This is a genomic window from Celeribacter sp., assembly GCF_048259695.1.
GTDB lineage: Bacteria > Pseudomonadota > Alphaproteobacteria > Rhodobacterales > Rhodobacteraceae > Celeribacter.
The window spans coordinates 24,256-46,577 of the sequence record NZ_JBLXHL010000009.1 but is presented as its reverse complement, the minus strand read 5'-3'; the positions used below and the strand labels follow the sequence as shown (position 1 = coordinate 46,577).

The 22,322-nt window shown below is 58.8% G+C and carries 22 protein-coding genes and 1 tRNA gene; 10 read left to right on the top strand and 13 right to left on the bottom strand.

Annotated features, from left to right (window positions below):
- Positions 1–158: 158 nt before the first annotated feature.
- From fabG to ACN0Q0_RS14665, 4 genes are all read right to left on the bottom strand, one after another.
- Positions 159–896: a 3-oxoacyl-[acyl-carrier-protein] reductase gene (fabG, locus tag ACN0Q0_RS14680; protein WP_417244156.1), complete on the bottom strand. Its 738-nt coding sequence runs from the start codon at positions 894–896 to the stop codon at positions 159–161.
- 56 nt (positions 897–952) lie between these two features.
- On the bottom strand, positions 953–1,885 hold the full coding sequence (gene fabD, locus ACN0Q0_RS14675; protein WP_417244155.1) for an ACP S-malonyltransferase: 933 nt from the start codon (positions 1,883–1,885) through the stop codon (positions 953–955).
- 148 nt (positions 1,886–2,033) lie between these two features.
- Positions 2,034–2,294, bottom strand: a complete 261-nt coding sequence (locus ACN0Q0_RS14670; protein ID WP_417244154.1) for a hypothetical protein — start codon at positions 2,292–2,294, stop codon at positions 2,034–2,036.
- Between the two features lie 319 nt (positions 2,295–2,613).
- A complete protein-coding gene (locus ACN0Q0_RS14665; RefSeq protein ID WP_417244153.1) occupies positions 2,614–3,324 on the bottom strand; it encodes a hypothetical protein in 711 nt (236 codons plus the stop codon).
- 337 nt (positions 3,325–3,661) lie between these two features.
- Between ACN0Q0_RS14665 and rpsF the strand changes: the two genes are divergently transcribed.
- The 4 genes from rpsF to ACN0Q0_RS14645 all read left to right on the top strand — a co-directional run bounded on the left by rpsF (position 3,662) and on the right by ACN0Q0_RS14645 (position 5,576).
- The gene (gene rpsF / locus ACN0Q0_RS14660; RefSeq protein ID WP_417244152.1) at positions 3,662–4,018 is read left to right on the top strand and encodes a 30S ribosomal protein S6; all 357 of its coding nucleotides are present in this window, start codon (positions 3,662–3,664) and stop codon (positions 4,016–4,018) included.
- A gap of 23 nt (positions 4,019–4,041) precedes the next feature.
- The gene (gene rpsR / locus ACN0Q0_RS14655; RefSeq protein WP_005852865.1) at positions 4,042–4,269 is read left to right on the top strand and encodes a 30S ribosomal protein S18; all 228 of its coding nucleotides are present in this window, start codon (positions 4,042–4,044) and stop codon (positions 4,267–4,269) included.
- A 13-nt stretch (positions 4,270–4,282) separates the two neighbouring features.
- Positions 4,283–4,894 carry a 50S ribosomal protein L9 gene (gene rplI, locus ACN0Q0_RS14650; protein WP_417244151.1) on the top strand — a complete coding sequence of 204 codons (612 nt, stop codon included), beginning with the start codon at positions 4,283–4,285 and terminating at the stop codon, positions 4,892–4,894.
- A 208-nt stretch (positions 4,895–5,102) separates the two neighbouring features.
- The gene (locus tag ACN0Q0_RS14645; protein ID WP_417244150.1) at positions 5,103–5,576 is read left to right on the top strand and encodes a lytic transglycosylase domain-containing protein; all 474 of its coding nucleotides are present in this window, start codon (positions 5,103–5,105) and stop codon (positions 5,574–5,576) included.
- A 15-nt stretch (positions 5,577–5,591) separates the two neighbouring features.
- On the opposite strand, the gene ACN0Q0_RS14640 is transcribed toward ACN0Q0_RS14645, so the two are convergent.
- From ACN0Q0_RS14640 to pdxH, 8 genes are all read right to left on the bottom strand, one after another.
- Positions 5,592–5,888: a hypothetical protein gene (locus ACN0Q0_RS14640; RefSeq protein ID WP_417244149.1), complete on the bottom strand. Its 297-nt coding sequence runs from the start codon at positions 5,886–5,888 to the stop codon at positions 5,592–5,594.
- 136 nt (positions 5,889–6,024) lie between these two features.
- Entirely contained in the window at positions 6,025–7,353 is a 1,329-nt protein-coding gene (tig, locus tag ACN0Q0_RS14635) for a trigger factor (protein WP_417244148.1), read from the bottom strand.
- Positions 7,354–7,715: 362 nt separating this feature from the next.
- Complete coding sequence (locus ACN0Q0_RS14630) at positions 7,716–7,976, bottom strand: hypothetical protein (protein ID WP_417244147.1); 261 nt, start codon at positions 7,974–7,976, stop codon at positions 7,716–7,718.
- A gap of 20 nt (positions 7,977–7,996) precedes the next feature.
- Positions 7,997–11,689: a vitamin B12-dependent ribonucleotide reductase gene (locus tag ACN0Q0_RS14625; protein WP_417244146.1), complete on the bottom strand. Its 3,693-nt coding sequence runs from the start codon at positions 11,687–11,689 to the stop codon at positions 7,997–7,999.
- 838 nt (positions 11,690–12,527) lie between these two features.
- A tRNA-Pro gene (locus ACN0Q0_RS14620) sits at positions 12,528–12,604 on the bottom strand.
- Positions 12,605–12,761: 157 nt separating this feature from the next.
- Positions 12,762–13,199, bottom strand: coding sequence for a DUF192 domain-containing protein (locus tag ACN0Q0_RS14615; protein ID WP_417244145.1), 438 nt, complete (start codon positions 13,197–13,199; stop codon positions 12,762–12,764).
- A gap of 46 nt (positions 13,200–13,245) precedes the next feature.
- Complete coding sequence (locus ACN0Q0_RS14610) at positions 13,246–13,818, bottom strand: cold-shock protein (RefSeq protein ID WP_417244144.1); 573 nt, start codon at positions 13,816–13,818, stop codon at positions 13,246–13,248.
- 189 nt (positions 13,819–14,007) lie between these two features.
- Positions 14,008–14,613, bottom strand: a complete 606-nt coding sequence (gene pdxH, locus ACN0Q0_RS14605) for a pyridoxamine 5'-phosphate oxidase (protein ID WP_417244143.1) — start codon at positions 14,611–14,613, stop codon at positions 14,008–14,010.
- Positions 14,614–14,787: 174 nt separating this feature from the next.
- On the opposite strand from pdxH, the gene fabI reads away from it, so the two are divergent.
- The 6 genes from fabI to trpE all read left to right on the top strand — a co-directional run bounded on the left by fabI (position 14,788) and on the right by trpE (position 21,697).
- Entirely contained in the window at positions 14,788–15,591 is an 804-nt protein-coding gene (gene fabI / locus ACN0Q0_RS14600) for an enoyl-ACP reductase FabI (RefSeq protein ID WP_417244142.1), read from the top strand.
- 3 nt (positions 15,592–15,594) lie between these two features.
- On the top strand, positions 15,595–16,212 hold the full coding sequence (locus ACN0Q0_RS14595; protein ID WP_417244141.1) for a LysE family translocator: 618 nt from the start codon (positions 15,595–15,597) through the stop codon (positions 16,210–16,212).
- A gap of 11 nt (positions 16,213–16,223) precedes the next feature.
- Positions 16,224–16,730, top strand: coding sequence for a xanthine phosphoribosyltransferase (gene gpt / locus ACN0Q0_RS14590; protein ID WP_417244140.1), 507 nt, complete (start codon positions 16,224–16,226; stop codon positions 16,728–16,730).
- A gap of 300 nt (positions 16,731–17,030) precedes the next feature.
- Positions 17,031–18,227: an aminotransferase gene (locus ACN0Q0_RS14585; protein WP_417244139.1), complete on the top strand. Its 1,197-nt coding sequence runs from the start codon at positions 17,031–17,033 to the stop codon at positions 18,225–18,227.
- A 73-nt stretch (positions 18,228–18,300) separates the two neighbouring features.
- Positions 18,301–20,151, top strand: a complete 1,851-nt coding sequence (locus ACN0Q0_RS14580) for a SurA N-terminal domain-containing protein (RefSeq protein WP_417244138.1) — start codon at positions 18,301–18,303, stop codon at positions 20,149–20,151.
- Positions 20,152–20,182: 31 nt separating this feature from the next.
- Positions 20,183–21,697, top strand: coding sequence for an anthranilate synthase component I (gene trpE, locus ACN0Q0_RS14575; RefSeq protein ID WP_417244137.1), 1,515 nt, complete (start codon positions 20,183–20,185; stop codon positions 21,695–21,697).
- An 84-nt stretch (positions 21,698–21,781) separates the two neighbouring features.
- Here the strand turns inward: trpE and ACN0Q0_RS14570 are convergent, their stop codons facing one another.
- A complete protein-coding gene (locus tag ACN0Q0_RS14570; RefSeq protein WP_417244136.1) occupies positions 21,782–22,243 on the bottom strand; it encodes an Lrp/AsnC family transcriptional regulator in 462 nt (153 codons plus the stop codon).
- Positions 22,244–22,322: the final 79 nt, after the last annotated feature.

Genomic DNA, 22,322 nt, shown 5'->3' with positions numbered 1-22,322 from the left:
CACGGCTACAAGAACTTTAGTGTCCCCGTAGCAAACTCGGCCCGCCTATAGCACACTGTACGGGGAGGGCAAATCATTTGTAACCCTACGTTAAAACTTCGCGGGACGGCACACAACGGGCGTGTAACATGCGCCCCACGCCCTTGTCCGCAGGCCGGTTACAGCATCGCCATACCGCCGTTGACATGCACGGTCGCGCCCGTGGTGTACCCTGCCTCGGGCGATGCGAGATACAGCACAGCCGCCGCGATTTCCTCGGGGTTGCCCATGCGGGCGGCGGGAATTTGCACGTTGATTTTGTCTTTTTGCTCGTCGGTCAACTTGTCGGTCATCGCCGTGGCGATAAATCCGGGCGCCACACAGTTCACGGTGATTCCACGCGAGGCGACCTCATAGGCGAGCGATTTCGACATGCCCACCATGCCCGCCTTGGATGCGGCATAGTTGGCCTGACCCGGATTGCCCGTAGCGCCGACGATGGACGAAATATTGACGATACGCCCCCAACGGGCCTTCATCATGCCGCGCATCACGCCCTTGCACAGGCGCATGGTCGAGGTCAGGTTGACGTTGATCACACTGTCCCATTCGTCGTCGGACATGCGCATGAACAACTGGTCGCGGGTGATCCCTGCGTTATTCACCAGAATATCCACCGACCCCATGGCCTCGATCGCCTGTTTCGGCAACGCCTCGACGCTATCCTTATCCGACAGGTTACACGTCACAACAAACGCCCGCTCGCCAAGGTCGGCCGCCAAAGCGTCAAGCGGCTCCTGACGGGTCCCCGACAATACAACGGTAGCCCCCGCCCCATGCAGCGCCTTGGCAATCGCCCCGCCAATGCCGCCCGACGCGCCGGTGATAAGCGCATTTTTACCTGTCAAATCAAACATATTACTGCCTTTCCTAAAGCGACTGTGCGCCTTTTCATATCCGAGCCAAACGCGCCTTATGCGGTCAGTTTGGCAATGTCTTCAGGGGTGCCGATCGCGGTACATGCTATGTCACGGTCGATGCGACGCACCATACCGGACAAGGCCTTGCCCGCGCCGATTTCCCAAATCTCCGTAACGCCCTGCGCGGCCATATAGGCGACACTCTCGCGCCACCGCACCGATCCTGTGACCTGCTCGACAAGCAAGGACCGGATCGTGGTGGGATCGGTCACGGCGGCCGCCTCGACATTGGCAACCAACGGCACGCATGGGGTCGAAATATCCACATCGTCAAGGGCCTCTGCCATGACCTTGGCTGCGGGGTCCATCAATGCACAATGGAATGGTGCCGACACCGGAAGCAAAACCGCGCGCTTTGCGCCCTTGGCCTTGGCAATCTCACAGGCCCGTTCCACGGCGGCCTTGTGTCCCGACACAACCACCTGTCCGGGGTCATTGTCGTTGGCGGCTTGGCACACTTCGCCTTCCGCTGCGGCCTCGGCGGCCACTTCTTGCACGGCGGCGAAATCAAGCCCCAACAGCGCCGCCATTGCGCCGACACCCACCGGCACCGCCGCTTGCATCGCCTGACCGCGAATGCGCAACAGACGCGCAGTGTCCGCAACCGAAATCGCCCCCGCAGCGGCCAAGGCGGAATACTCCCCGAGCGAATGACCCGCGACAAAGGCCGCATCCGTGACGCCAAACCCTTCGGCTTCAAGCGCACGCAAAGCGGCCAGAGACGTCGCCATCAAGGCAGGTTGGGCATTCTGGGTCAGGGTAAGCGCCTCGATGTCGCCCTCCCAGATCAACGCAGAGAGCGCTTCGCCCAGAGCATCATCCACCTCGTCAAAAATAGCCTTGGCTTGCGGGTAGGCATCGGCGAGCGCCTTGCCCATGCCGATGGTTTGGGCGCCCTGCCCCGGAAATACAAATGCGCGTGTCATATTCGCCCCTCACGTTAAACGCTGTTGGGACATGGGAATAACGGTCACCGCGCCCTACGGCAAGTCAAAGGCGCGCACAGGCGGACAATGTCGGAACGGTGTTCAGCGGGACACGCTACATCTCTAGGCGCGGCAGGCGGGATTGCTCTTAGTTGCTGCCACTGCCAACGCCAGCGCCCGCACCATCAGCGCCTCCGGCAGATGCACCCCCCTCGCCGCCGCCCACGCCAACCTCGGTCGCTTTGATATGATCATCAAGGGCGCCCGCGAAATCAAGCGAGCCGCGCGAAACAGTGGTCAACACCCCCACACCCAGTGCAAGAGCAAAGGCCGCAAGCACAACGAAATCAACGGTGACGGCACCGTCATCTCGGTTGGCATATGATTTAAATCTCTCGACCGGGGGCATCGTTCTCACCTATTTCTACGAGGAGGAACATACGCCTTTAGGTTATGTGACAGCTACCAAAAGACATAGGTATGGTTAACTGGTGATTTTCTGAAGTTATGCAACAATATCAGAAAAATAACCTAAAAAATACGCCGAAACACCCCAATTTCGGCGTCTATTTTTACCAATTCTTTGCATCCAAATTTTACTAAAATTTTCGACGACATTGAATGGCTTTATTGCCGCCCGGTTTTCGCCACACCGCCGCCGCCGCCCGCGCACAAAGGCGCCGGAGGCGCACAAAACCGCCACTTTGCGATTCTCGGCACTGCGCCGATTAGAGGGCTGCGCGATGCGCAAGCTCGCCGGCGGCAACGGTATCGCGGGCAGACACCGTGGTGGCATATTGCTGACTGTGAACCAACCGCGGCTTGGGACGGGGCGTGGCACCAATGGGGGGTGTCTGGACCGGATTTGACAGCTTGGTCGCCTGCAAATTTGCATTCAATGCATTCCACAACCCCTGCATCTCCATCTCGGAACCGGAAAACAATTCGACAGGATCCTTGATTGCATCGACGCGGACAAACAATTGGGTGCGCCCGCCGGAAATTGCCGAACGGCGCAAAAATAGCGACCCGATTTCGTCAAATCCGATCACAGTCGCAAGGCGCGTCTCGTCTTTGCGATTGCGCCAGACCGTTCTCAATTGCTCACGCTTTCGGTCCACCTGCAATTCGCGTTTAAGACCACGATCCGCCAGTTGCACCAACGACAGTCCCGTCAAACCGAACGCCAACGAGAGACCCAGTTTCACACCGACAACACTGGCCGCGACGATTGACGCGGGCAAAACCCAAAGGCCGGCGGTCATGAGAACACCGATATAACCCGCAAAGGCCACACTGGCCTCGATGCCATCCATACCGACCCGGATAGGGCGCGAGCGCGTGACACGATAGCCATAGCCCGTAGTGTGGCGGGCAATCCGCGACCATGAGGGCACATTGGATGCGATAAGGTCGGGGGTGGTTGACATATCTGACATGGCGGGGCTCGATTTTTTATTAGGGTTGCATTAACCTTTTCCAAAATCGCGGCCAGATTGTGACAAAACCGCGAAAATTTCGCGGGCAATGACCCCGCATATCTCCCCTTTGCCCCTTGCCCGCACGCTCCCCCCGACGCGATCGGGCCAAAAGCGTGAAATAACGAAGAAAATAAGGGCAAAACACGCCCTTCCCCCTTGCGCCACGAAAACAGACCCGTATAAGAGCCCATCCTTTCCGCAAAGGATTATGAACCGCGTAGACTCTCGTGGACGGGCTGCGGAAAGGACAAATGCCCGCCCTATGAAATACGCTTGATATAGAACTGGAGCACTCATGCCGCTTTACGAGCATGTCTTCATTGCGCGTCAGGACCTGTCCAACGCCCAAGCAGAAGGTCTCATCGAACACTTTGGCACCGTCCTCGCCGACAACGGCGGCAAACTCGTGGATCACGAGTATTGGGGCGTCAAAACGATGGCATACAAAATCAACAAAAACCGCAAGGGCCACTACGCCTACCTGCGCACCGACAGCTCCCCTGCTGCCGTGCAGGAGATGGAACGCCTGATGCGCCTGCACGACGACGTCATGCGCGTTATGACCATCAAGGTCGAAGAGCACAAAGAGCTGCCCTCCGTCCAGATGCAGAAACGTGACGAGCGCGAAGAGCGTCGTCCCCGTCGCCCGTAAGAGCTTAGGAAAGGACCTTTAACATGGCCGCAAAACCGTTTTTCCGCCGTCGCAAAGTCTGCCCGTTCTCTGGCGACAATGCACCCGCGATCGATTACAAAGACACACGTCTTCTGCAGCGCTACATCTCCGAGCGCGGCAAAATCGTTCCCTCCCGTATCACCGCAGTTTCTGCGAAAAAACAGCGTGAATTGGCCCGTGCCATCAAACGCGCTCGTTTCCTCGCCCTTCTGCCATACGCCGTTAAGTAAGGAGTACTGAACAATGGACGTTATCCTTCTTGAACGTGTGGCCAAACTTGGCCAAATGGGCGATGTTGTTTCCGTGAAACAGGGCTACGCACGCAACTTCCTGCTTCCACAGGAAAAAGCACTGCGCGCTTCCGCTGCAAACATCGCAGCTTTCGAAGCTCGCAAAGCACAGCTCGAAGCACAGAACCTCGAAACCAAAAAAGAAGCCGATGCTTTGGCTGCGAAACTCGATGGCACGAAATTCATCGTCATTCGTTCCGCATCCGATTCCGGTGCGCTTTACGGTTCCGTAAGCCCGCGTGACATCGAAGAAGTTGTGACCGCCGGTGGCTTCACCATCTCGCGCAAACAGGTTGTGATCGGTCACCCGATCAAAGAACTCGGCCTGCGCGATGTTGCCATCCACCTGCACCCCGAAGTCGAGGCCACAATCACGCTGAACATCGCTCGTTCGCCTGAGGAAGCCGAACTTCAGGCTGAGGGCAAATCCATTCAGGAATTGGCCGCAGAAGAAGAAGCACAAGCAGAATTCGAAATCTCCGAACTGTTCGACGACATCGGCTCCGCCGCTGACGACGACTTCGACGGTTCCGACGACGCACCTGCCGCTGCTGACGAAGAGTAATCTTCTCGCACATGAGATTGGAACGGCCCCGCCATTTGGCGGGGCCTTTTCTTTTGGGGCATCGCCACCTGTCGCCGCCCACTGGCCCACAGGGTCAGGCAAATTACCGCCACACCCCAAGCAGCTTTCCGCCACCCCCGCCGTTGCGAGCTTGGCAAAGCCGCATCCGCGTGGTGAGGTCCGCGCGAAACGATTTTAGGTGTTCCCCATGACGATCATAACCCGTCGCCTCCTGCTTCTCGCCCCCCTCGCGCTGACCGCCTGCGCCAAACTTCCCACTTCAACCGAGGTCTCGCGCGGCTACAATCCGCCGCTGTTCCCCAATGAGACACCGCAGTTGCGCCGCCAGATCAACACATGGGCAGATCACTACGAGATCCCGCGCGAATTGATCCACCGTCAGGCCGTGCGCGAAAGCACCCATCGCCCGTGGGCCCGCAACGGGCCATATTGGGGCCTCCTGCAAATCCTGCCACAGACCGCCCGCACGATGGGGCATGACGGTCCGGCAAGCGAGCTTCTGGACGCGGATGTGAACCTGAAATACGCAGGAAAATATCTCAAAGGGGCCTATATGGTGTCCGGCGGCGATATCGACGGCGCGATGAAATGGTACGCAAAGGGCTACTACTACGAGGCGAAAAAGATGGGCCTGCTCTATGAGACAGGGCTGCGCAGTTAGGCGCCGCACACCCCCCTATGGCGCCGCGCAGTGAAACGGCAGGAACGACCCTGTCGCCCCCTCCGCCACAGCCATAAGTGACAACATATCCGCGAGCGCCCGCTCTTGCGCCGTTTCGGGGCAAACCGTGCCGCGGATGGTGCATCCGGATGCCAGAAAGGTATCGTGGTCCGCGATAAAGGCGTCTGAAAGGCCCTCACGCGCCCCTTGGGTCGCCATCTCCCACGCCCGGGTGTAGCGCTCACATTTTTGCGCCGTCCATTCGGGCGAAATCGCCCAGACACCCATGGGCCATAGGGGCAGAACCGCCAAACACATTGCACCAAAACATCTGCGCATCATCGCTCTCCACGCACCACATCGTTCAAAAAAAGGCCGCCCCAATGGAGCGGCCTTTCAAAATTATCGGTTCGAGAAACGCACAGAAAAGCCCGGCGCGGCTCGCGCCTTATTCGTCGTCGAGGGCTTCGACGGCTTTTTCGAGGTCTTCTTTCGAGACTTCTTTTTCCGTCAGATCCGCGTTTTCGGCGATCCAGTCAACCACTTTGTCTTCAAACAACGGCGCTTGAAGCTGCTGACGCATCTGTGCGTTTTTCTGAACGAATTCAAAGAATTCGCGCTCTTGGCCCGGATACTGGCGCGCCTGGTTCATCACGGCTTGGGTGAACTCGGCGTCGGTGATCTGGATTTCCTGCTTCTGGCCGATATCGGCAAGCAACAGGCCAAGACGCACGCGGCGCTCGGCAAGCGAATTGTGCTCGTCTGTGGTTTCGATTTCGGGGTGATCGTGGCCCTGAACATCGGGGTTGTCTTCGTGCCACAGCTGGTGCGCGATCTGTTTTGCTTCGGCTTCAACGAGCGAGGGCGGCAGATCAAACGACACGATGGCGTCGAGTTGGTCCAACAGGCCACGTTTCATCACAGCGCGCGATGCACCGGCGTATTCGTTCTCAAGGCGCTCGGCGATCTGCGTTTTCAGCGTTGCGAGATCCTCGGTGCCGAATTTTTTCGCAAGCTCGTCGTCAATCTCGGCAGCAACAGCGGCGTTGACCGATTTGATTTTGCATTCGAACACAGCGGCTTTGCCGGCGAGGTTGGCGGCGCCATACTCGTCGGGGAAGTTCACTTCGACGTTCTTTTCATCGCCGGCTTTGACGCCGACAAGCTGCTCTTCGAAGCCGGGGATAAAGGAACCGGAGCCCAGAACGAGCGGGTAATCTTCGGCCGCGCCACCATCGAATGGCTCGCCGTCGACTTTGCCGAGGAAATCGATCACAACCTGATCGCCATTTTCGGATTTTCCGGATTTCTCTTCGAAATTCTGTGCTGTCTCTGCGAGGTTTTTCAGAGCTTCGTCGACTTCTGCGTCGGAGGCTTTGACAACCAGTTTTTCGAGCTTCACACCGGACAGATCGGCGTCAGGGATCTCGGGGAGCGCTTCGTAGGACATGTTGACGACGACATCGTCGCCCTCTTTCCACTCTTCGCCACCTTCCATGACCACATTCGGCTGCATGGCAGGTTTGTCACCTGTTTTCTCGAAATGCTCGGTCATTGCACCGTCGACAGTTTCCTGCATCGCATCGCCAAGAACACGGGGACCGTGCTGCTTTTTGAGCATTGCCATAGGAACTTTGCCTTTGCGAAAGCCCTTCATCTCGATCTGGGGCTGTGCTTCCTTGAGTTTGGCGAGCACTTTTGCGTCGAGTTCGGCGGCGGGGATGGTGATCTGATAGCCGCGCTTCAGACCTTCGTTGAGGGTCTCGGTGACCTGCATGTTGGCGTCCTTCTTACGTCTTATTACGTCTCTCTCAGACCGCCCGAGGGCCGTCCTATAAATCACTGGACCTTCTAGGGGGTAGACCCCACTCTTGCAAGTCCAATCCGCCCAATGCCTCTGCGCATCCCCACAAAAGAAAAAGGAGGCCACAAGGGACCTCCAGTTTCGCAGATCAGGCTCATGATTGATACCGCCCGGTAATTTTATTGCCTGCGGCCTGACCGGCGTCGAGAGCGAACGCATCCGCTCCAGAAAGGTGTTCGTCTTATCCCGCGATAGCCCCGGTCACATGGGCTGCCCGCGCAACCGAACCTCACCCCCCCTGCCCGCGTATGGCGCGGACAGGGAATTTCGTAAACTTAGTGCAGCACGCGCCCTGCGGAGCTGTTGACCGAAAACACGGCCGAACAGCCCCCCGCCGCATCGGCGCGAAACGTTTGCACCGAATAGGTCACGTCAAGGCGCGGCACGCCGACCAGAACGATGGACGCGCTTTCATCATACGCCACGGCCAGTGGCCCCGCCGCATCGCTGGAAAACTCGGCCATGATTGTGTTGCCGCGCATTTGCACACGGTCCGCAACACAGGCCTGTCCGGCGATATCGAAAATCATATCCATCGTCTTGCCCGTCCTATCGTTTAGCTACAGCCGGAGGTGCCGCCGCAGGTGTTGCACTTCATGCAGGTGCCGTTGCGCACAAGCGTGTAGTTGCCGCACTCGCCACATGGATCGCCCTCGTAGCCCTGCATCTTGGCCTTGGCCCGCGCATCCATCGAGACCGTTCCGGTGGACACAGCGGTCCCGCCGGATACCGTGGCCGCAACGGAGGTTTTCACCTCTGGCACCAAGGTCTGAAGTGCGGCCTCCGCATCAATGGCATTGCTAAAGGCCATGGCCCCTGCGCCGCCTTGCAGCACCACCAATTCCTGTGGAAGACGCTTGCGCAGGTACCCCGTTGAGGAAATCTGTTTGAGCACTTCGATGGATTTGGCACTGGCCGCCTCGGACGGCTCGGACACGTTGGATTTGCCCTCTTGATCGCCACGCCCCAGATCGTCAAAGGCAGCACCTTGCGGTTTGACATGCGCCAGATCGGTGCGGTCGAGGTAGGACACGGCCAACTCGCGGAAGATATAGTCGAGGATCGAGGTCGCGTTCTTGATGCTGTCGTTGCCTTGCACCATGCCCGCAGGTTCGAACTTGGTGAAGGTGAAGGCATCCACGAACTCTTCGAGTGGCACGCCGTATTGCAGACCCACGGAGACCGCGATGGCGAAGTTGTTCATCATCGCACGGAACCCCGCGCCCTCTTTGTGCATGTCGATGAAGATCTCGCCAAGGGCGCCGCCCTCGTATTCCCCCGTGCGCAGGTACACTTTGTGTCCGCCCACGTTGGCCTTTTGGGTGTAGCCCTTGCGGCGGTCCGGCATCTTTTCACGGCCGCGCGCGACCTCTTTGATGATGACCTTTTCGATGATCTTTTCAGCCAGAACCGTTGCTTTCTCATGGGTTGACCCGTTGGCAAGGATTTCCTCGGCCTCGTCGTCATCCTCGATAAGGGCGGTGGCAAGCGGTTGGCTCAATTTGGAGCCGTCACGGTAGAGGGCGTTGGCTTTGACACCGAGCGACCAAGACAGCTCATAGGCCGCAAGACAGTCGTCAATCGTCGCGTTGTTGGGCATGTTCACCGTCTTGGAAATCGCCCCTGACAGGAACGACTGCGCCGCAGCCATCATGGTGATGTGGCTTTCAACCGACAGGTACCGCGTCCCTTTTTTGCCGCACGCATTCGCACAATCAAAGATCGAGTAGTGCTCTTGCTTGAGGTGCGGCGCACCTTCCAAGGTCATGGTCCCACACACGTGGTCATTGGCCATCTCGATGTCTTTTTTGGTAAAGCCGAGAGAGCGCAGCAGATCAAAGGACGGATCATTGAGTTTCGCCGCAGGAATGCCAAGCGTCCCTGTGCAGAACTCCTCGCCGAGCGTCCACTGGTTGAACACAAAACGGATATCAAAGGCCGAGGGCAGTGCCGCTTCGATCTTTTCGATCTGCGCCTGGCCAAACCCGTGACCGATGAGGGCGGTGTGGTTGATGCCGGGTGCATTGCCGATGGTGCCGTGACCCACGGCGTAGGCCACGATCTCTTCGATCTCGGCGCTCGAATAGCCTTGTTTTTCAAGCGCAGCAGGAACCGAACGGTTGATGATCTTGAAATACCCGCCACCGGCAAGCTTTTTGAATTTCACGAGTGCGAAATCCGGCTCGATGCCCGTTGTGTCACAATCCATCACCAGACCGATGGTGCCGGTTGGCGCGATCACAGACACCTGTGCGTTGCGGAACCCGTTTTTCTCGCCGAGCTCAAGCGCATCATCCCATGCGGTTTTGGCCAGTTCGACCAGTTTCGCATCGGGGCAGTTGGCGTGATCAAGGGCGACAGGTTTGACGTCGAGACCCTCATAGCCCGTGGTTTTGCCATAAGCCGCGTTGCGGTGGTTGCGAATGACGCGCAGCATGTGGGTGCGGTTCTTTTCGAACTTGTCGAACGCGCCCAATTCACCCGCAATCTCGGCGGAGGTGGCATAGGAGACACCGGTCATGATCGCGGTCAACGCACCGGTCAGGGCGCGGCCCTCGTCACTGTCGTAGCCGAACCCGAGGTTCATCAACAGGCCACCGATGTTGGCGTAGCCAAGACCAAGCGTGCGGAAATCAAACGAGCGCTGCGCGATCTCTTTGGACGGGAATTGCGCCATCATCACGGAGATTTCGAGCGTCAGCGTCCACAGACGGGTGGCGTGCATGTATTCGTCTGCGTCGAACACGCCGCCCTTGAGGAAGGTCAGCAGGTTCATCGACGCGAGGTTACAGGCCGTGTCGTCAAGGAACATATACTCGGAACACGGGTTGGAGCCACGGATCTGGCCGTCTTCGGGGCAGGTGTGCCATGCGTTGACGGTGTCGTGGAACTGGATCCCCGGATCGGCACAGGCCCATGCGGCGTGGCCGACGTCCTGCCACAGGTCACGGGCCTTGACGGTTTTGGCGACTTTGCCATCGGTGCGGCGGATCAATTCCCAATCGCTATCATCTTTGACCGCTTTGAGGAACGAATCGGTGACGCGCACGGAGTTGTTGGAGTTCTGGCCGGACACAGACGCGTAGGCCTCGCTGTCCCAATCGGTGTCATAGGTCGGGAATTCAATCGAGGAATAGCCCTGTTTCGCGTAATCCAGAACGCGTTTGACATATGTCTCGGGGATCGCCACCTGTTTGGCGGATTTGATCGCACCTTTGAGGGCGCCGTTTTTGGCCGGATCAAACGCGTCCGCCTCTTTGCCGTCCCATGTGCCGATGGCATCAAAGATCGCGTTGAGTTGACGCTCGTGCATCTTGGAGCCCGCCACGATGGACGCCACTTTTTGCTCTTCGATCACTTTCCAGTTGATGAATTCTTCGACATCGGGGTGATCCATGTCGCAGATCACCATCTTGGCCGCGCGGCGTGTGGTGCCGCCCGACTTGATCGCGCCCGCGGCACGGTCACCGATTTTGAGGAATCCCATCAGACCGGAGGATTTACCGCCACCCGACAGCGCCTCGTTGGAGCCACGCAAGGACGAGAAATTGGTGCCCGTGCCGGAGCCGTATTTGAACAAACGCGCCTCACGCACCCAAAGGTCCATGATGCCACCATCCCCCACGAGATCGTCGGCGACGGATTGAATGAAACAGGCGTGCGGCTGCGGGTGCTCGTAGGCAGAGGTCGAGCGGGTCAGTTCTTTGGTTTCAAAGTCCACGTAGTAGTGACCCTGACCCGGACCGTCGATGCCGTAGGACCAATGCAGACCCGTGTTGAACCACTGTGGCGAGTTCGGTGCGGCCATCTGACGGGCAAGCATGAACCGCATTTCGTCGTAATAGGCGCGCGCGTCGTCCTCGGAGGTGAAATAACCACCCTTCCACCCCCAATAGGCCCATGCGCCGGCGAGACGGTTGAACACCTGTTTCGCGGAGGTTTCACCGACGAAACGTTGGTCTTCGGGCAGTTTGGCGAGCGCATCTTCGTCGGGGACGGAGCGCTGGAGGAAGGCGGGGACGCCCTTTTCCTTGACCTTTTTGGTCGCCGCAGGAACGCCGGCTTTGCGGAAATATTTTTGTGCGATCACGTCGGAGGCCACTTGGCTCCACTTCGCAGGGACCTCGCATTCATCCAGTTTAAAAACGATCGTGCCATCGGGATTGCGAATTTCCGACGTTGTGAGGGTGAACGGAATATCCGCGTAGGCGTCTTTACCTGCCGTGGTGAAATTGCGATCGATTTTCATGTGTGCTGCCCCGTAGCTTTTCTTCGTGTCGTCACTGTCTGTGTGCCGTGTCTGTGCGCCGTTCTCAGCGGACTGAACGCTACATCTTGTGTCTGTCGCGGGAGGGGAAAGATCCGGAATACAAAACCAGTCCTCGCGCCTTGGTGGGGGCGGTTGATTCCGTATCATCACTATATATGCAGGTCTGCCCAATGCGCCGGTGAGATCGCGTGACTGTCTGCTTTTGCGGGATGTGGCGTTGAAACCCTATCCTGCGCAGCTCTGTGCACATGACGCTACCGACCTTGACGGCCCCGTGTCCCTCGCCGCAGTTAACACTATATGTAGTATGCAACCACTCGGCCCGCACAATGTGCAGCGTTTTGAGGTATGCGGTCAACGCATTTTTCACGTTTTGTCAGGCGAAATTCGGTTGACCGGTTTTACCCACAGGAGGCGTCGATTCGAAGAGGTTAACAGCCCTGGATTTTGCCTTTGTTTTAGACCACTTCGACGGTGGTTTTGAAACTATGCACGAAGGGGTGTGGATAAGCCTGAAATCCCGTGTATGGATTTTTTCGCGGCCCCGAAGGCCCGCAACCACCACCGTGCCTGAATACTACATATAGTGGTGAAAATGCGGTCATATCCCTAAAGAAACACGCATAAGCCCATTTATATAGGGCAAAATCTGTCCATTCGGACATGTTGTACCACATGAGGGCGACGACACGCGTCACTTCGAATCAATCACAACGTGTATGGGGCATCGCAGGGCAAGCGACCCACCGAATGGCGCCAGACGCCGGAATGTCCCCTTGAAAAGGAACTCCGTGTTTCGCGATGAATTTGGAAGATGTGGTCGGGGCGAGAAGATTCGAACTTCCGACCCCCTGTACCCAAAACAGGTGCGCTACCAGGCTGCGCCACGCCCCGACCGTGCGCGTTTCCTATAGCCTGTTCGCGCCAATGAAAAGCCCTTTTTGCGGGTTTTTTTGTTTATCCGTATCCGGCATCAAATTACGGCCCACACAACGCCGGATTTACCCGTATGGCGTGTGCCATCGCGCCTCATATCAGGTGAAAATTGCCCTCAGGGCGCACAGGGCGTCGCGGCGTCCGGCCCAAAGGCGGGGTGCGTGATCGTGTCACCGACCGATAGGCCGAAAGACTCGGACAGACCGCCATTGATTTCAAGCACAGCAAACACCTGATCACCGCCCTCGATCGCGGTCAGATCCAACGGCACAGCATTCTCGTGGATGCGCGTGACAACCCCGCGCTGATCCACGAACAGCATATCCAATGGAATTAAGGTGTTTTTCATCCAGAACGCCGCAGGGCGCGGGCTCTCGTAGACAAACAACATGCCCGACAGGCGGGGCATCTGTTCGCGATTCATCAACCCCCGGGCGCGTTCCTGCGCGTCATCGGCAATCTCGACCGCGAATCCGACCGTACCGAATCCCCCCGACACGACAACGCGGTCAAGCGCACAGGACTGCGCCTGCGCAGCGGGGACAAGTCCCACGCCTGCGCAAATTACAGCCCATGCAAACGCCCACCCCCGACAGACATCAGTCGTGGGGGGAGTCGTCGGGGAGATCCGCGTGTTGGTCGGTGTTGTGTTCATTGTCTTTCATCGCCACGTCCCATGCCGTGACTTGCGCGGCCATCCGGCCTCGACGGCCCTCAATGACGCGCAGTCCCACAGCTTCGCCCGGCATCAAATCAGCCAGACCAGAGCGGCGCAAGACCTCAACGTGAACAAAGACATCCTCGGGGCGGCCAAAGACATTGGCAAACCCGAACCCTTTGCTCTTGTCGAACCATTTTACCCGTGCGGGTTCCAACGGCAGGTTTTCTGTCTCGCCATCAATCGGTTCCAGATCTTCGAGAACAAGCCCCTCGCCCAATTCGGGCGGGGCCACTTCGATCACTTCAACCGCTTGCACACCACGGTCGGTCTTTTGAACCGACAGTTTAATCTTTGCCATATCCGCAACAGAGCTTTGTCCGAAATTACGCAACACATTCGCGTGGAGCAAAATATCGGACCCGCCCGCGTCGGACACAACAAAGCCGAAACCTCTCACCGGATCAAACCACTTTACGTGGCCTGACACGATACTCAAATCATCATCAGTCATATAAGCACGTAGGAGCGCGTACGCTCCCTCCATTTTTATGGGCGCTCATGACAAGCGCCCTCTCATCCCACAGATAGAGTTGGGATAGAATGGCCCGTTATGCAACCCGCCCGCACCTGTCTTTTAGAACATGTTATGCGGTCACGTAACGTAAGCTTTGAACCCGGGGGAGGCGTGAAAAACCAATACTCACGGGTTGAGACGTTCGATACCCCAGGGCCCCTCCAAAGTTTCGCGACGCCAACGAAAGCGGTCGTGAAGGCGAAACTCGCCCGCAGCCCAAAACTCGATTTCAAGGGGCAAGATTCGATACCCGCCCCAAAAATCGGGCCGTTTGGGGTGCAAGCCGTGCTTGAGGCCCTCTTTGGCCGCGGCTTCCATCAGCGCCGCCTTGGAGGCCAGCGGTTGTGATTGTTTCGAGGCCCACGCGCCAATGCGGCTGCCCAGAGCGCGCGAGGTGTAATAGGCATCCGAAGCCTCCGCGCTTTCACGAACAACGACGCCGCGCACGCGCAACTGGCGTTGGAGGCTTTTCCAATGCATCACAAAAGCCGCCTTGCCACTGGCCTCGATCTCGGCCCCCTTCCGGCTCTCGTAATTGGTGAAAAAGACAAAGGCATCATCCGCGATCTCTTTGAGCAACACCATACGGGCATTGGGCAACCCGTCCGGATCAACCGTGGACAGCGCGATGGCATTGGGATCATTGATTTCCGTGCCTTCGGCCTCTGTCAGCCATGCACGGGCAATCCCGAACGGATCGTCCCCTGCAAAAATCCCCTTACGCTTGTCCATCACCATGCCCTCCATCGTTGCCTGTACTGGCAAATAGTCCTTTGCCCCCTGCCCGACAAGTCACACCGTATCGCGCGGGTTTAAGTTCACCGCGAGGCGGGCAAAACCTTGCGAGACGCGCCCAAACCGCATAAAGCCTGAGACAACAGGTATAAAACGGGTAAAGGACCGACCATGACAAAACTTATGGAAGGCAAACGTGGCCTCATTATGGGCCTCGCCAACGACAAATCTATCGCGTGGGGCATTGCAAAGGCTTTGGCCGAACATGGTGCGGAGTTGTGTTTCTCCTACCAAGGCGAGCAACTCAAGAAACGCGTAGACCCGCTTGCCGCACAACTCGGCTCCGATTTCGTTGTGCCGTGTGACGTGACCGATGGCGCCTCCGTCGATGCGCTGTTTGCCGATATCGAAGCCCGTTGGGGCAAGATCGACTTTATCGTCCACGCCATCGGGTTCTCCGACAAGGCCGAATTGCGCGGCCGCTATGTCGACACCACCCGCGACAACTTCAACATGACGATGGACATCTCCGTCTATTCCTTTACCGCCGTGGCACAACGCGCCGCCAAGCTGATGGTGGATGGTGGATCGATGATCACCATGACCTACTATGGCGCCGAACGCATTATGCCGCATTACAATGTCATGGGTGTGGCCAAGGCCGCGCTTGAGGCCTCCGTGCGTTACCTCGCCGAGGATCTGGGCAAGGACGGCATCCGCGTCAACTCCATCTCCGCCGGCCCGATTAAAACGCTCGCCGCCTCCGGCATCGGCGATTTCCGCTATATTATGAAGTGGAACGAATACAACTCGCCCCTGCGCCGCAATGTGACCATCGACGATGTGGGCGGCTCGGCACTTTACCTGTTGTCCGACCTGTCATCGGGCGTCACGGGCGAAACACACCACGTTGATGCGGGGTACCACGTTGTCGGCATGAAGGCCGTCGACGCCCCCGACATCACAAAGGGCTAGACGATGACGCTCGCGGCGCTCGCCGCGATCTATTTCGTGCATCTCGCCGCCGCCATGTCACCGGGGCCAGCCGTGTTGCTGGCCGCGCGCACGGCCCTGCGCGATGGCATGACGCGCGGGGTTTACCTCTCGATCGGCATCGGACTTGGCGCGGTGATCTGGGCGATCGCCGCCCTTTTCGGCCTGGCCCTGTTGTTCCAGATGGCCCCGAAACTGTTGATAGGGTTCAAACTGATCGGTGCGAGCTATCTGCTCTATCTCGCCTATAAAATCTGGAAACACGCCCCCGAACCGATGCAAACCGACCTGCCCGAAGGGAAAACCGGCCTGTCCAACCTTGGCCTCGTGCGCCTGGGCATCACCACGCAACTGGCCAACCCCAAACCCGCGCTGTTCTTTGGCACGGTGTTTTTGACCTTTATGCCGGTCGACGCCCCCGCATGGGCCTACCCCGTCGTACTCGGCATCGTGTTTTTTAACGATACGGGGTGGAATATTATCGTTGCGCGGATCTTTTCATTGGAACGCACGCGCAGGGTCTATATGACTCTCAAAACCGTATTTGACCGCGTATTCGGGGGGCTGCTCGCCGCCTTATCCGCAAAACTTGTCCTCAGCTAAGGAACCGCCGCATGACCGATCCGCTTTTGCCACACGAAAAAGGCTTCCATGTTTCTTGGGACCAAATCCACCGCGACAGCCGTGCGTTGGCGTGGCGTATGGACGGCAAAGGCCCCGATGACGGCGCATGGCGTGCGATTGTGGCGATCACCCGTGGCGGCATGGCCCCTGCGATGATCATCGCCCGCGAACTGGACGTGCGCACCGTCGATACCATTTCGGTCAAATCCTACGACCATCAAGAGCGCTCCGAAGCCAAGGTTCTCAAAGCCCCCGACGCCGACATGATGGGCGACGGCACGGGCATTCTCATCATCGACGATCTGGTCGACAGCGGCAAAACGCTTGAACTGTGCCGCAGCCTATACCCCAACGCCCATTTCGCCACCGTCTACGCCAAACCCCAAGGCCGCCCGCAGGTCGACACCTTTGTCACCGAAGTCAGTCAGGACACATGGATCTTTTTCCCCTGGGATATGGCCCTGCAATACGTGCAACCCTACCGTGGCAAAGACTGAATACGCCCACGGTGACCAAACGGGGAAATCCGAAACCTGAGACGTTTCGGTTCGCGCGCAAAACGCCGCCCCACGGCGTTTTCTAACAGCGCTCATCCCCTGGGATATGGCCCTGCAATACGTGCAACCCTACCGTGGCAAAGACTGAATTCCGCGCTAAATCATATAATGCCCAACGCCTTCGCCCCATGCGAGGGCGTTTTGCGTTAAAGCCTACGCTTTGTCGGCGCAGCCATTGTCAGCCCGCCGCCCGCTGCCTAAGTATAAATCAACGGATGATTTGACGCTTAGGAGCCCCCAATGGCCACCACAACGCCCCTGCCCCTCGCTGCCCCGATGGCACGCACATCGCGCTCTCCGATTGTAGAGGCACAGTCATGGGTCGCGGGGAAAAGCTTCCCCAAGGAACGCCCGTTGCTCAACGTGTCCCAAGCCGCCCCCATGGCCCCGCCCCCGTTGGAGTTGCGTCAGGAAATTGCACGCCTCGCCGTCGAAGACGATAATGTGCACCTATACGGCGCCGTGTTGGGCCTCGACGCCCTGCGCGGCGAACTCGCCCGACATGTCAGCGCCACGTATCACGCCTCCGTCACCCCCGACGACATCGCCATTACGTCGGGCGCAAACGAGGCATTTACCGCCGTGATGTCCACTCTGGCGGCCAGCGGCGACGAAGTGATCCTGCCGACGCCCTGGTATTTCAATCATAAAATGTGGTGCGACATGGCGGGTGTCACCGCCGTCCCCCTGCCCACGGGCGCGGACATGCTGCCTGATCTGGAGCGCGCGGCAAGCCTCATCACGCCACGCACCCGCGCCATTGTTCTGGTCACGCCCAACAACCCCGCAGGCGTCGAATACCCGTCCGAGTTGCTCACCAAATTCTACGCCTTGGCCCGCGCCCACGGGATTGCACTTGTCGTCGATGAAACCTACCGCGACTTTGATGCCCGCAACGGTGCTCCCCACATCTTGCTGCGCCAACCCGATTGGCGCGATACACTTGTTCAAATCTATTCGTTTTCAAAGGCCTACCGCCTCACGGGCCACCGGGTTGGCGCCCTCACGGCCTCACCTGCCCGGCTCTTGGAGGTGGAGAAATACCTCGATACCGTCACCATTTGCCCCAATCAACTCGGCCAACGCGCCGCTCTTTGGGGGATGCAGAATTTGGGCGACTGGCTCGCTCAGGAACGCCGCGAAATCCTGAAACGCCGCAGCGCCCTTGAAAACGGCTTTGCACCCTTGGCCGCCAAGGGATGGACACTCTTGGGGACGGGCGGTTTTTTCGCCTATGTCGCCCACCCGTTCGACATGCCCGCAACGGCTCTTGCACCGTGGCTCGTGGATCATGCGGGCGTGCTTTTGTTGCCCGCGACCTTCTTTACCCCGCAGGGCGATCCGCGCGGCAAGCGCCAGTTGCGCATCGCCTTTGCCAATCTGGATTGCGACGGGATCACAGACCTTTTAGGCCGTTTGGCCGATATTGATCCATGATCCCGCCAATCCGCCTTGCGGGCGCGGCACGAACCGCCTAGACATTTCGCCACAGTTAAGGAGAGACAAAGACATGGCGAGCGGTAAAGGCAGCGGCGGAAAAATGGTTGCACTGGGCATTGTTGGCCTGTTGGTGCTCGGCCTTGGTGGCTTTGGCGCCACCAACTTTGGCGGCACGGTGCGCAGTGTCGGCGCCGTGGGCGACCAGGAGGTCGATATCAACCTCTATTCGCGCGCCTTGCAAAACGAGCTGAGCGCCCTTGAGCAACAGACGGGCCAACAAATCACCGTCGCCCAAGCCCAACAACTCGGCGTCACCAATCAGGTGCTCGACGGCCTTCTCACCCGCGCCGCTCTGGACGGGGAATTGGCCCGCCTTGGCGTCTCGGTCGGCGACGACGAAGTGCGCCGCACCTTGATGACCATCCCCTCGTTTCAGGGGCTCGACGGTAAATTCGATGCCGACACCTATAAATTCGCCATCGACCGCCTCGGCCAGACCACCAACGAATTCGAAGAGGCGCTGCGCACGGATACCGCCCGCGCATTGCTTCAGGGCGCGTTGGCCACGGGCGTTGTCATGCCCGACGCCTATGCCAAAGTGATCGTGGACTGGCTTGGCGAACGGCGCACCATCAGCGTGGCAAGCCTGACCGCCGCCGATCTCGACACCGAAATCCCCGCACCGACCGAGGCACAGATCACCGCCCGCTATGAGGAAACGCCAGAGGCCTACACCGCGCCCGAAACCCGCGATGTGACCTATGCGTGGCTCTCGCCCACCATGCTGTCCGACAGTGCCGAGCTTGACGAAGACAGCTTGCGCCAGATTTACGACGACAACATCGCCGCCTACATGCAACCCGAGCGCCGCCTCGTGGAGCGTCTCGTCTATGGCTCCGACGCCGATGCCCAAGCCGCCGCCGACCGCATTGCCGCGGGCGAAACCACGTTCGAGGACGAGGTGACCGCACGCGGCCTCGTGTTGGCCGATATTGATCTTGGCGATGTCGCCGCAAGTGACATCGGTGCCGCCGCCGACATGGTGTTCGGCGCACAGGACCTTGGTGTCGTTGGTCCCGTCATGTCCGATCTGGGTCCTGCCCTGTTCCGCGTCAACGCTGTGCTCGACGCCTCCGAAATCACCTATGAAGAGGCCCGCGACGATCTGGCCAAAGAGATGGCCATGGACGCCGCACGTCGCGACATCAGCGATCTCGTTGAAACCCTCGACGACCTTCTGGCCTCGGGGGCCACGCTTGAGGAACTGTCGGACGAGACGGCAATGGAATTGGGTCAAATCAACTGGTCCACCGCCTCCGAGGACGGCATTGCCTCCTTCGCGACCTTTGTCACCGCCGTTCAGGACGCGCAGGTCGGCGATTTCCCCGAGATCATCGAACTGTCCGATGGCGGGATTTTCGCCCTGCGCCTCAACGCGATCACCCCCGCCGCCGTGCGCCCTCTGGATGAGGTCCGCGATCAGGTGGTGGCCGATTGGACCGTTGCCGAGACCGCGAAACAGCTTAAGGCCCGCGCCGACATGATCCAGACCGAAGTGGCCGCCGGCACCGCGATCGGCGCACTGGAGCTGCCTGTTGAGGTCTTTACCGACATCACCCGCCGCGATTTCATCGCCACCATGCCACAGGGGTTCATCGACGCGGTGTTCGCCCCCGGTCTGGCACAAGGCGCCACAACCGTTGTGACCGGCACAGACCGCGTGGTCATCGCCAAAATCGACACGGTTCAGCCCCCCGAGACCAATACCGAAATGGACGAAATCGCCGCAAGCTACGCCGAGCAAGCCGCCCAAGGCGCCGCACAGGACGTCATCACGGCCTTTGCGAACGCAATGCGTCTGCGCGATGGCGTCACCGTCAACCAAGCGGCAATCAATGCCGTTCACACCCAAATGCCATAAGGCGCGAAACCGTCACAGAAAGTCGAACCCGATGGCCACCTTGATCCCGTCCTTTCCCGAATTCGAGGCCGCATACGAGGCCGGTCAGAACCAGGTCGTTTACGCCAAAGTGGCCGCTGATCTCGACACGCCCGTGTCGATCATGCTCAAACTGGCAGGGGCGCGCACCGACAGTTTCATGCTCGAATCCGTCACGGGTGGCGAGGTCCGCGGGCGCTATTCCATCATCGGGATGAAACCCGATCTGGTGTGGAAATGTGACGGGACGACCGCCGCAATCAACCGCAATGCCCGCTTTGATGCCGACGGGTTCGTCGTTCAGGACGCCGACCCGCTCACCGCAATTCGCGCCCTGATCGAGGAAAGCAAAATTGATCTACCGCCCGAATTGCCCGCGTCATCGGCGGGTCTGTTCGGCTATCTTGGCTACGATATGATCCGTCTGGTCGAACACCTGCCTGACGTGAACCCCGACCCCATCGGCCTGCCTGATGCGGTGCTGATGCGCCCGTCGGTTGTCGCCGTTCTGGATGGTGTCAAAGGCGAGGTGATCATCGTCTCGCCCGCATGGGCCGGCTCCGGCCAATCCGCCAAAGCCGCCTATGCCCAAGCCGCAGAGCGGGTGATGGACGCACAACGCGACCTCGAACGCGCCCCTGTCGAGGTCTCGCACGCCCTTGGTCAGGACTGGACCGCACCGCCGCCCGTGTCCAACTTTAGCCACGAGGGCTACCTGCAAGCTGTTGAAAAGGCCAAAGAATACATCACCGCAGGCGACATTTTCCAGGTTGTACCGGCACAGCGTTGGACACAGGATTTTCCGCTGCCGCCCTTCGCGCTTTACCGGTCCTTGCGCCGCACCAATCCCTCGCCGTTCATGTTCTTTTTCAATTTCGGCGGCTATCAGATTGTCGGTGCCTCCCCCGAAATTCTCGTGCGCGTGTTCGAGGGCGAAGTGACCATCCGCCCGATCGCAGGCACCCGCAAACGTGGCGCCACCCCCGCCGAGGACAAGGCCCTCGAAGAGGATTTGCTCGCCGATCAAAAGGAACTGGCCGAGCACCTGATGCTGCTTGATCTGGGCCGCAACGATACCGGCAAAGTGTCCAAAATCGGCACCGTGCGCCCGACCGAAGAGTTCATCATCGAACGCTATTCCCACGTCATGCACATCGTTTCCAACGTGGTGGGCGAATTGTCCGACGACGAGGACGCGCTCTCGGCCCTGCTCGCGGGTCTGCCCGCAGGCACCGTGTCAGGCGCCCCCAAAGTCCGCGCGATGGAGATCATCGACGAGTTGGAGCCTGAAAAACGCGGTGTCTACGGCGGCGGTGTTGGGTACTTCTCCGCCAATGGCGACATGGACATGTGCATCGCGCTGCGCACAGGTGTGGTGAAGGACGAAAAGCTCTATATCCAAGCAGGCGGCGGCGTGGTCTATGACAGCGACCCACAGCTCGAATTTGAAGAAACCGTCAACAAATCCAATGCCCTACGCACCGCCGCCGCAGAGGCAGGACGGTTTACAACCTCGGGCAACCGCTAATCGCACCGATACGACAGAGACGCAGACACGGGAGAGGGCGCGCGACATCGGTCACCGCGCCCTTTTTCAATGTCGCGACAGGCCTCAGAGCGGCAATTCGGTGGTGTATTTGATCTCTTCCATCGACAGCAATGCGGTGACGTTATAGATCGACACCTCTTCGATCAGCGCCTGATAGAAGGCGTCGTAGGCTTTGGCATTGGTGACGCGGACCTTCAAAATATAGTCGATTTCGCCGGCCAGACGGTGCGCCTCCAACACCTCGGGGCGGGCTTTGAGCACCTGTAGGAATTTTTCCTGCCACCCTGCTTCATGGGCGTTTGTCCGCACCAGCACAAAGAAGCACGCCTCCAATCCAAGGCTTTCGGCATCCAGAATAACCGTCTCCTGACCGATCACCCCGTTCTCGCGCATTTTGCGGATACGATTCCAAACCGGGGTCTTTGACGAGCCCACGGTTTTGGCAATTTCGTCCAAAGACTGGCTTGCATCGTGTTGAAGCTCACGCAGGATTTTCCGATCCATCTCGTCAAGTTGGACGCCCATTTCGATTTTCTCCATTTTTGCGGAACACGGGACTAGCCCGCCAAGAGGCCCAGAACAAACACCCTTATTTGGTGTGACC

Coding starts and splice junctions, on each gene's coding strand:
- fabG (WP_417244156.1), bottom strand. CDS start 896: ATGTTTGATTTGACAGGTAAAAATGCGCTTATCACCGGCGCGTCGGGC.
- fabD (WP_417244155.1), bottom strand. CDS start 1,885: ATGACACGCGCATTTGTATTTCCGGGGCAGGGCGCCCAAACCATCGGC.
- ACN0Q0_RS14670 (WP_417244154.1), bottom strand. CDS start 2,294: ATGCCCCCGGTCGAGAGATTTAAATCATATGCCAACCGAGATGACGGT.
- ACN0Q0_RS14665 (WP_417244153.1), bottom strand. CDS start 3,324: ATGTCAGATATGTCAACCACCCCCGACCTTATCGCATCCAATGTGCCC.
- rpsF (WP_417244152.1), top strand. CDS start 3,662: ATGCCGCTTTACGAGCATGTCTTCATTGCGCGTCAGGACCTGTCCAAC.
- rpsR (WP_005852865.1), top strand. CDS start 4,042: ATGGCCGCAAAACCGTTTTTCCGCCGTCGCAAAGTCTGCCCGTTCTCT.
- rplI (WP_417244151.1), top strand. CDS start 4,283: ATGGACGTTATCCTTCTTGAACGTGTGGCCAAACTTGGCCAAATGGGC.
- ACN0Q0_RS14645 (WP_417244150.1), top strand. CDS start 5,103: ATGACGATCATAACCCGTCGCCTCCTGCTTCTCGCCCCCCTCGCGCTG.
- tig (WP_417244148.1), bottom strand. CDS start 7,353: ATGCAGGTCACCGAGACCCTCAACGAAGGTCTGAAGCGCGGCTATCAG.
- ACN0Q0_RS14630 (WP_417244147.1), bottom strand. CDS start 7,976: ATGGATATGATTTTCGATATCGCCGGACAGGCCTGTGTTGCGGACCGT.
- ACN0Q0_RS14625 (WP_417244146.1), bottom strand. CDS start 11,689: ATGAAAATCGATCGCAATTTCACCACGGCAGGTAAAGACGCCTACGCG.
- ACN0Q0_RS14610 (WP_417244144.1), bottom strand. CDS start 13,818: ATGACTGATGATGATTTGAGTATCGTGTCAGGCCACGTAAAGTGGTTT.
- pdxH (WP_417244143.1), bottom strand. CDS start 14,613: ATGGACAAGCGTAAGGGGATTTTTGCAGGGGACGATCCGTTCGGGATT.
- fabI (WP_417244142.1), top strand. CDS start 14,788: ATGACAAAACTTATGGAAGGCAAACGTGGCCTCATTATGGGCCTCGCC.
- ACN0Q0_RS14595 (WP_417244141.1), top strand. CDS start 15,595: ATGACGCTCGCGGCGCTCGCCGCGATCTATTTCGTGCATCTCGCCGCC.
- gpt (WP_417244140.1), top strand. CDS start 16,224: ATGACCGATCCGCTTTTGCCACACGAAAAAGGCTTCCATGTTTCTTGG.
- ACN0Q0_RS14585 (WP_417244139.1), top strand. CDS start 17,031: ATGGCCACCACAACGCCCCTGCCCCTCGCTGCCCCGATGGCACGCACA.
- ACN0Q0_RS14580 (WP_417244138.1), top strand. CDS start 18,301: ATGGCGAGCGGTAAAGGCAGCGGCGGAAAAATGGTTGCACTGGGCATT.
- trpE (WP_417244137.1), top strand. CDS start 20,183: ATGGCCACCTTGATCCCGTCCTTTCCCGAATTCGAGGCCGCATACGAG.
- ACN0Q0_RS14570 (WP_417244136.1), bottom strand. CDS start 22,243: ATGGGCGTCCAACTTGACGAGATGGATCGGAAAATCCTGCGTGAGCTT.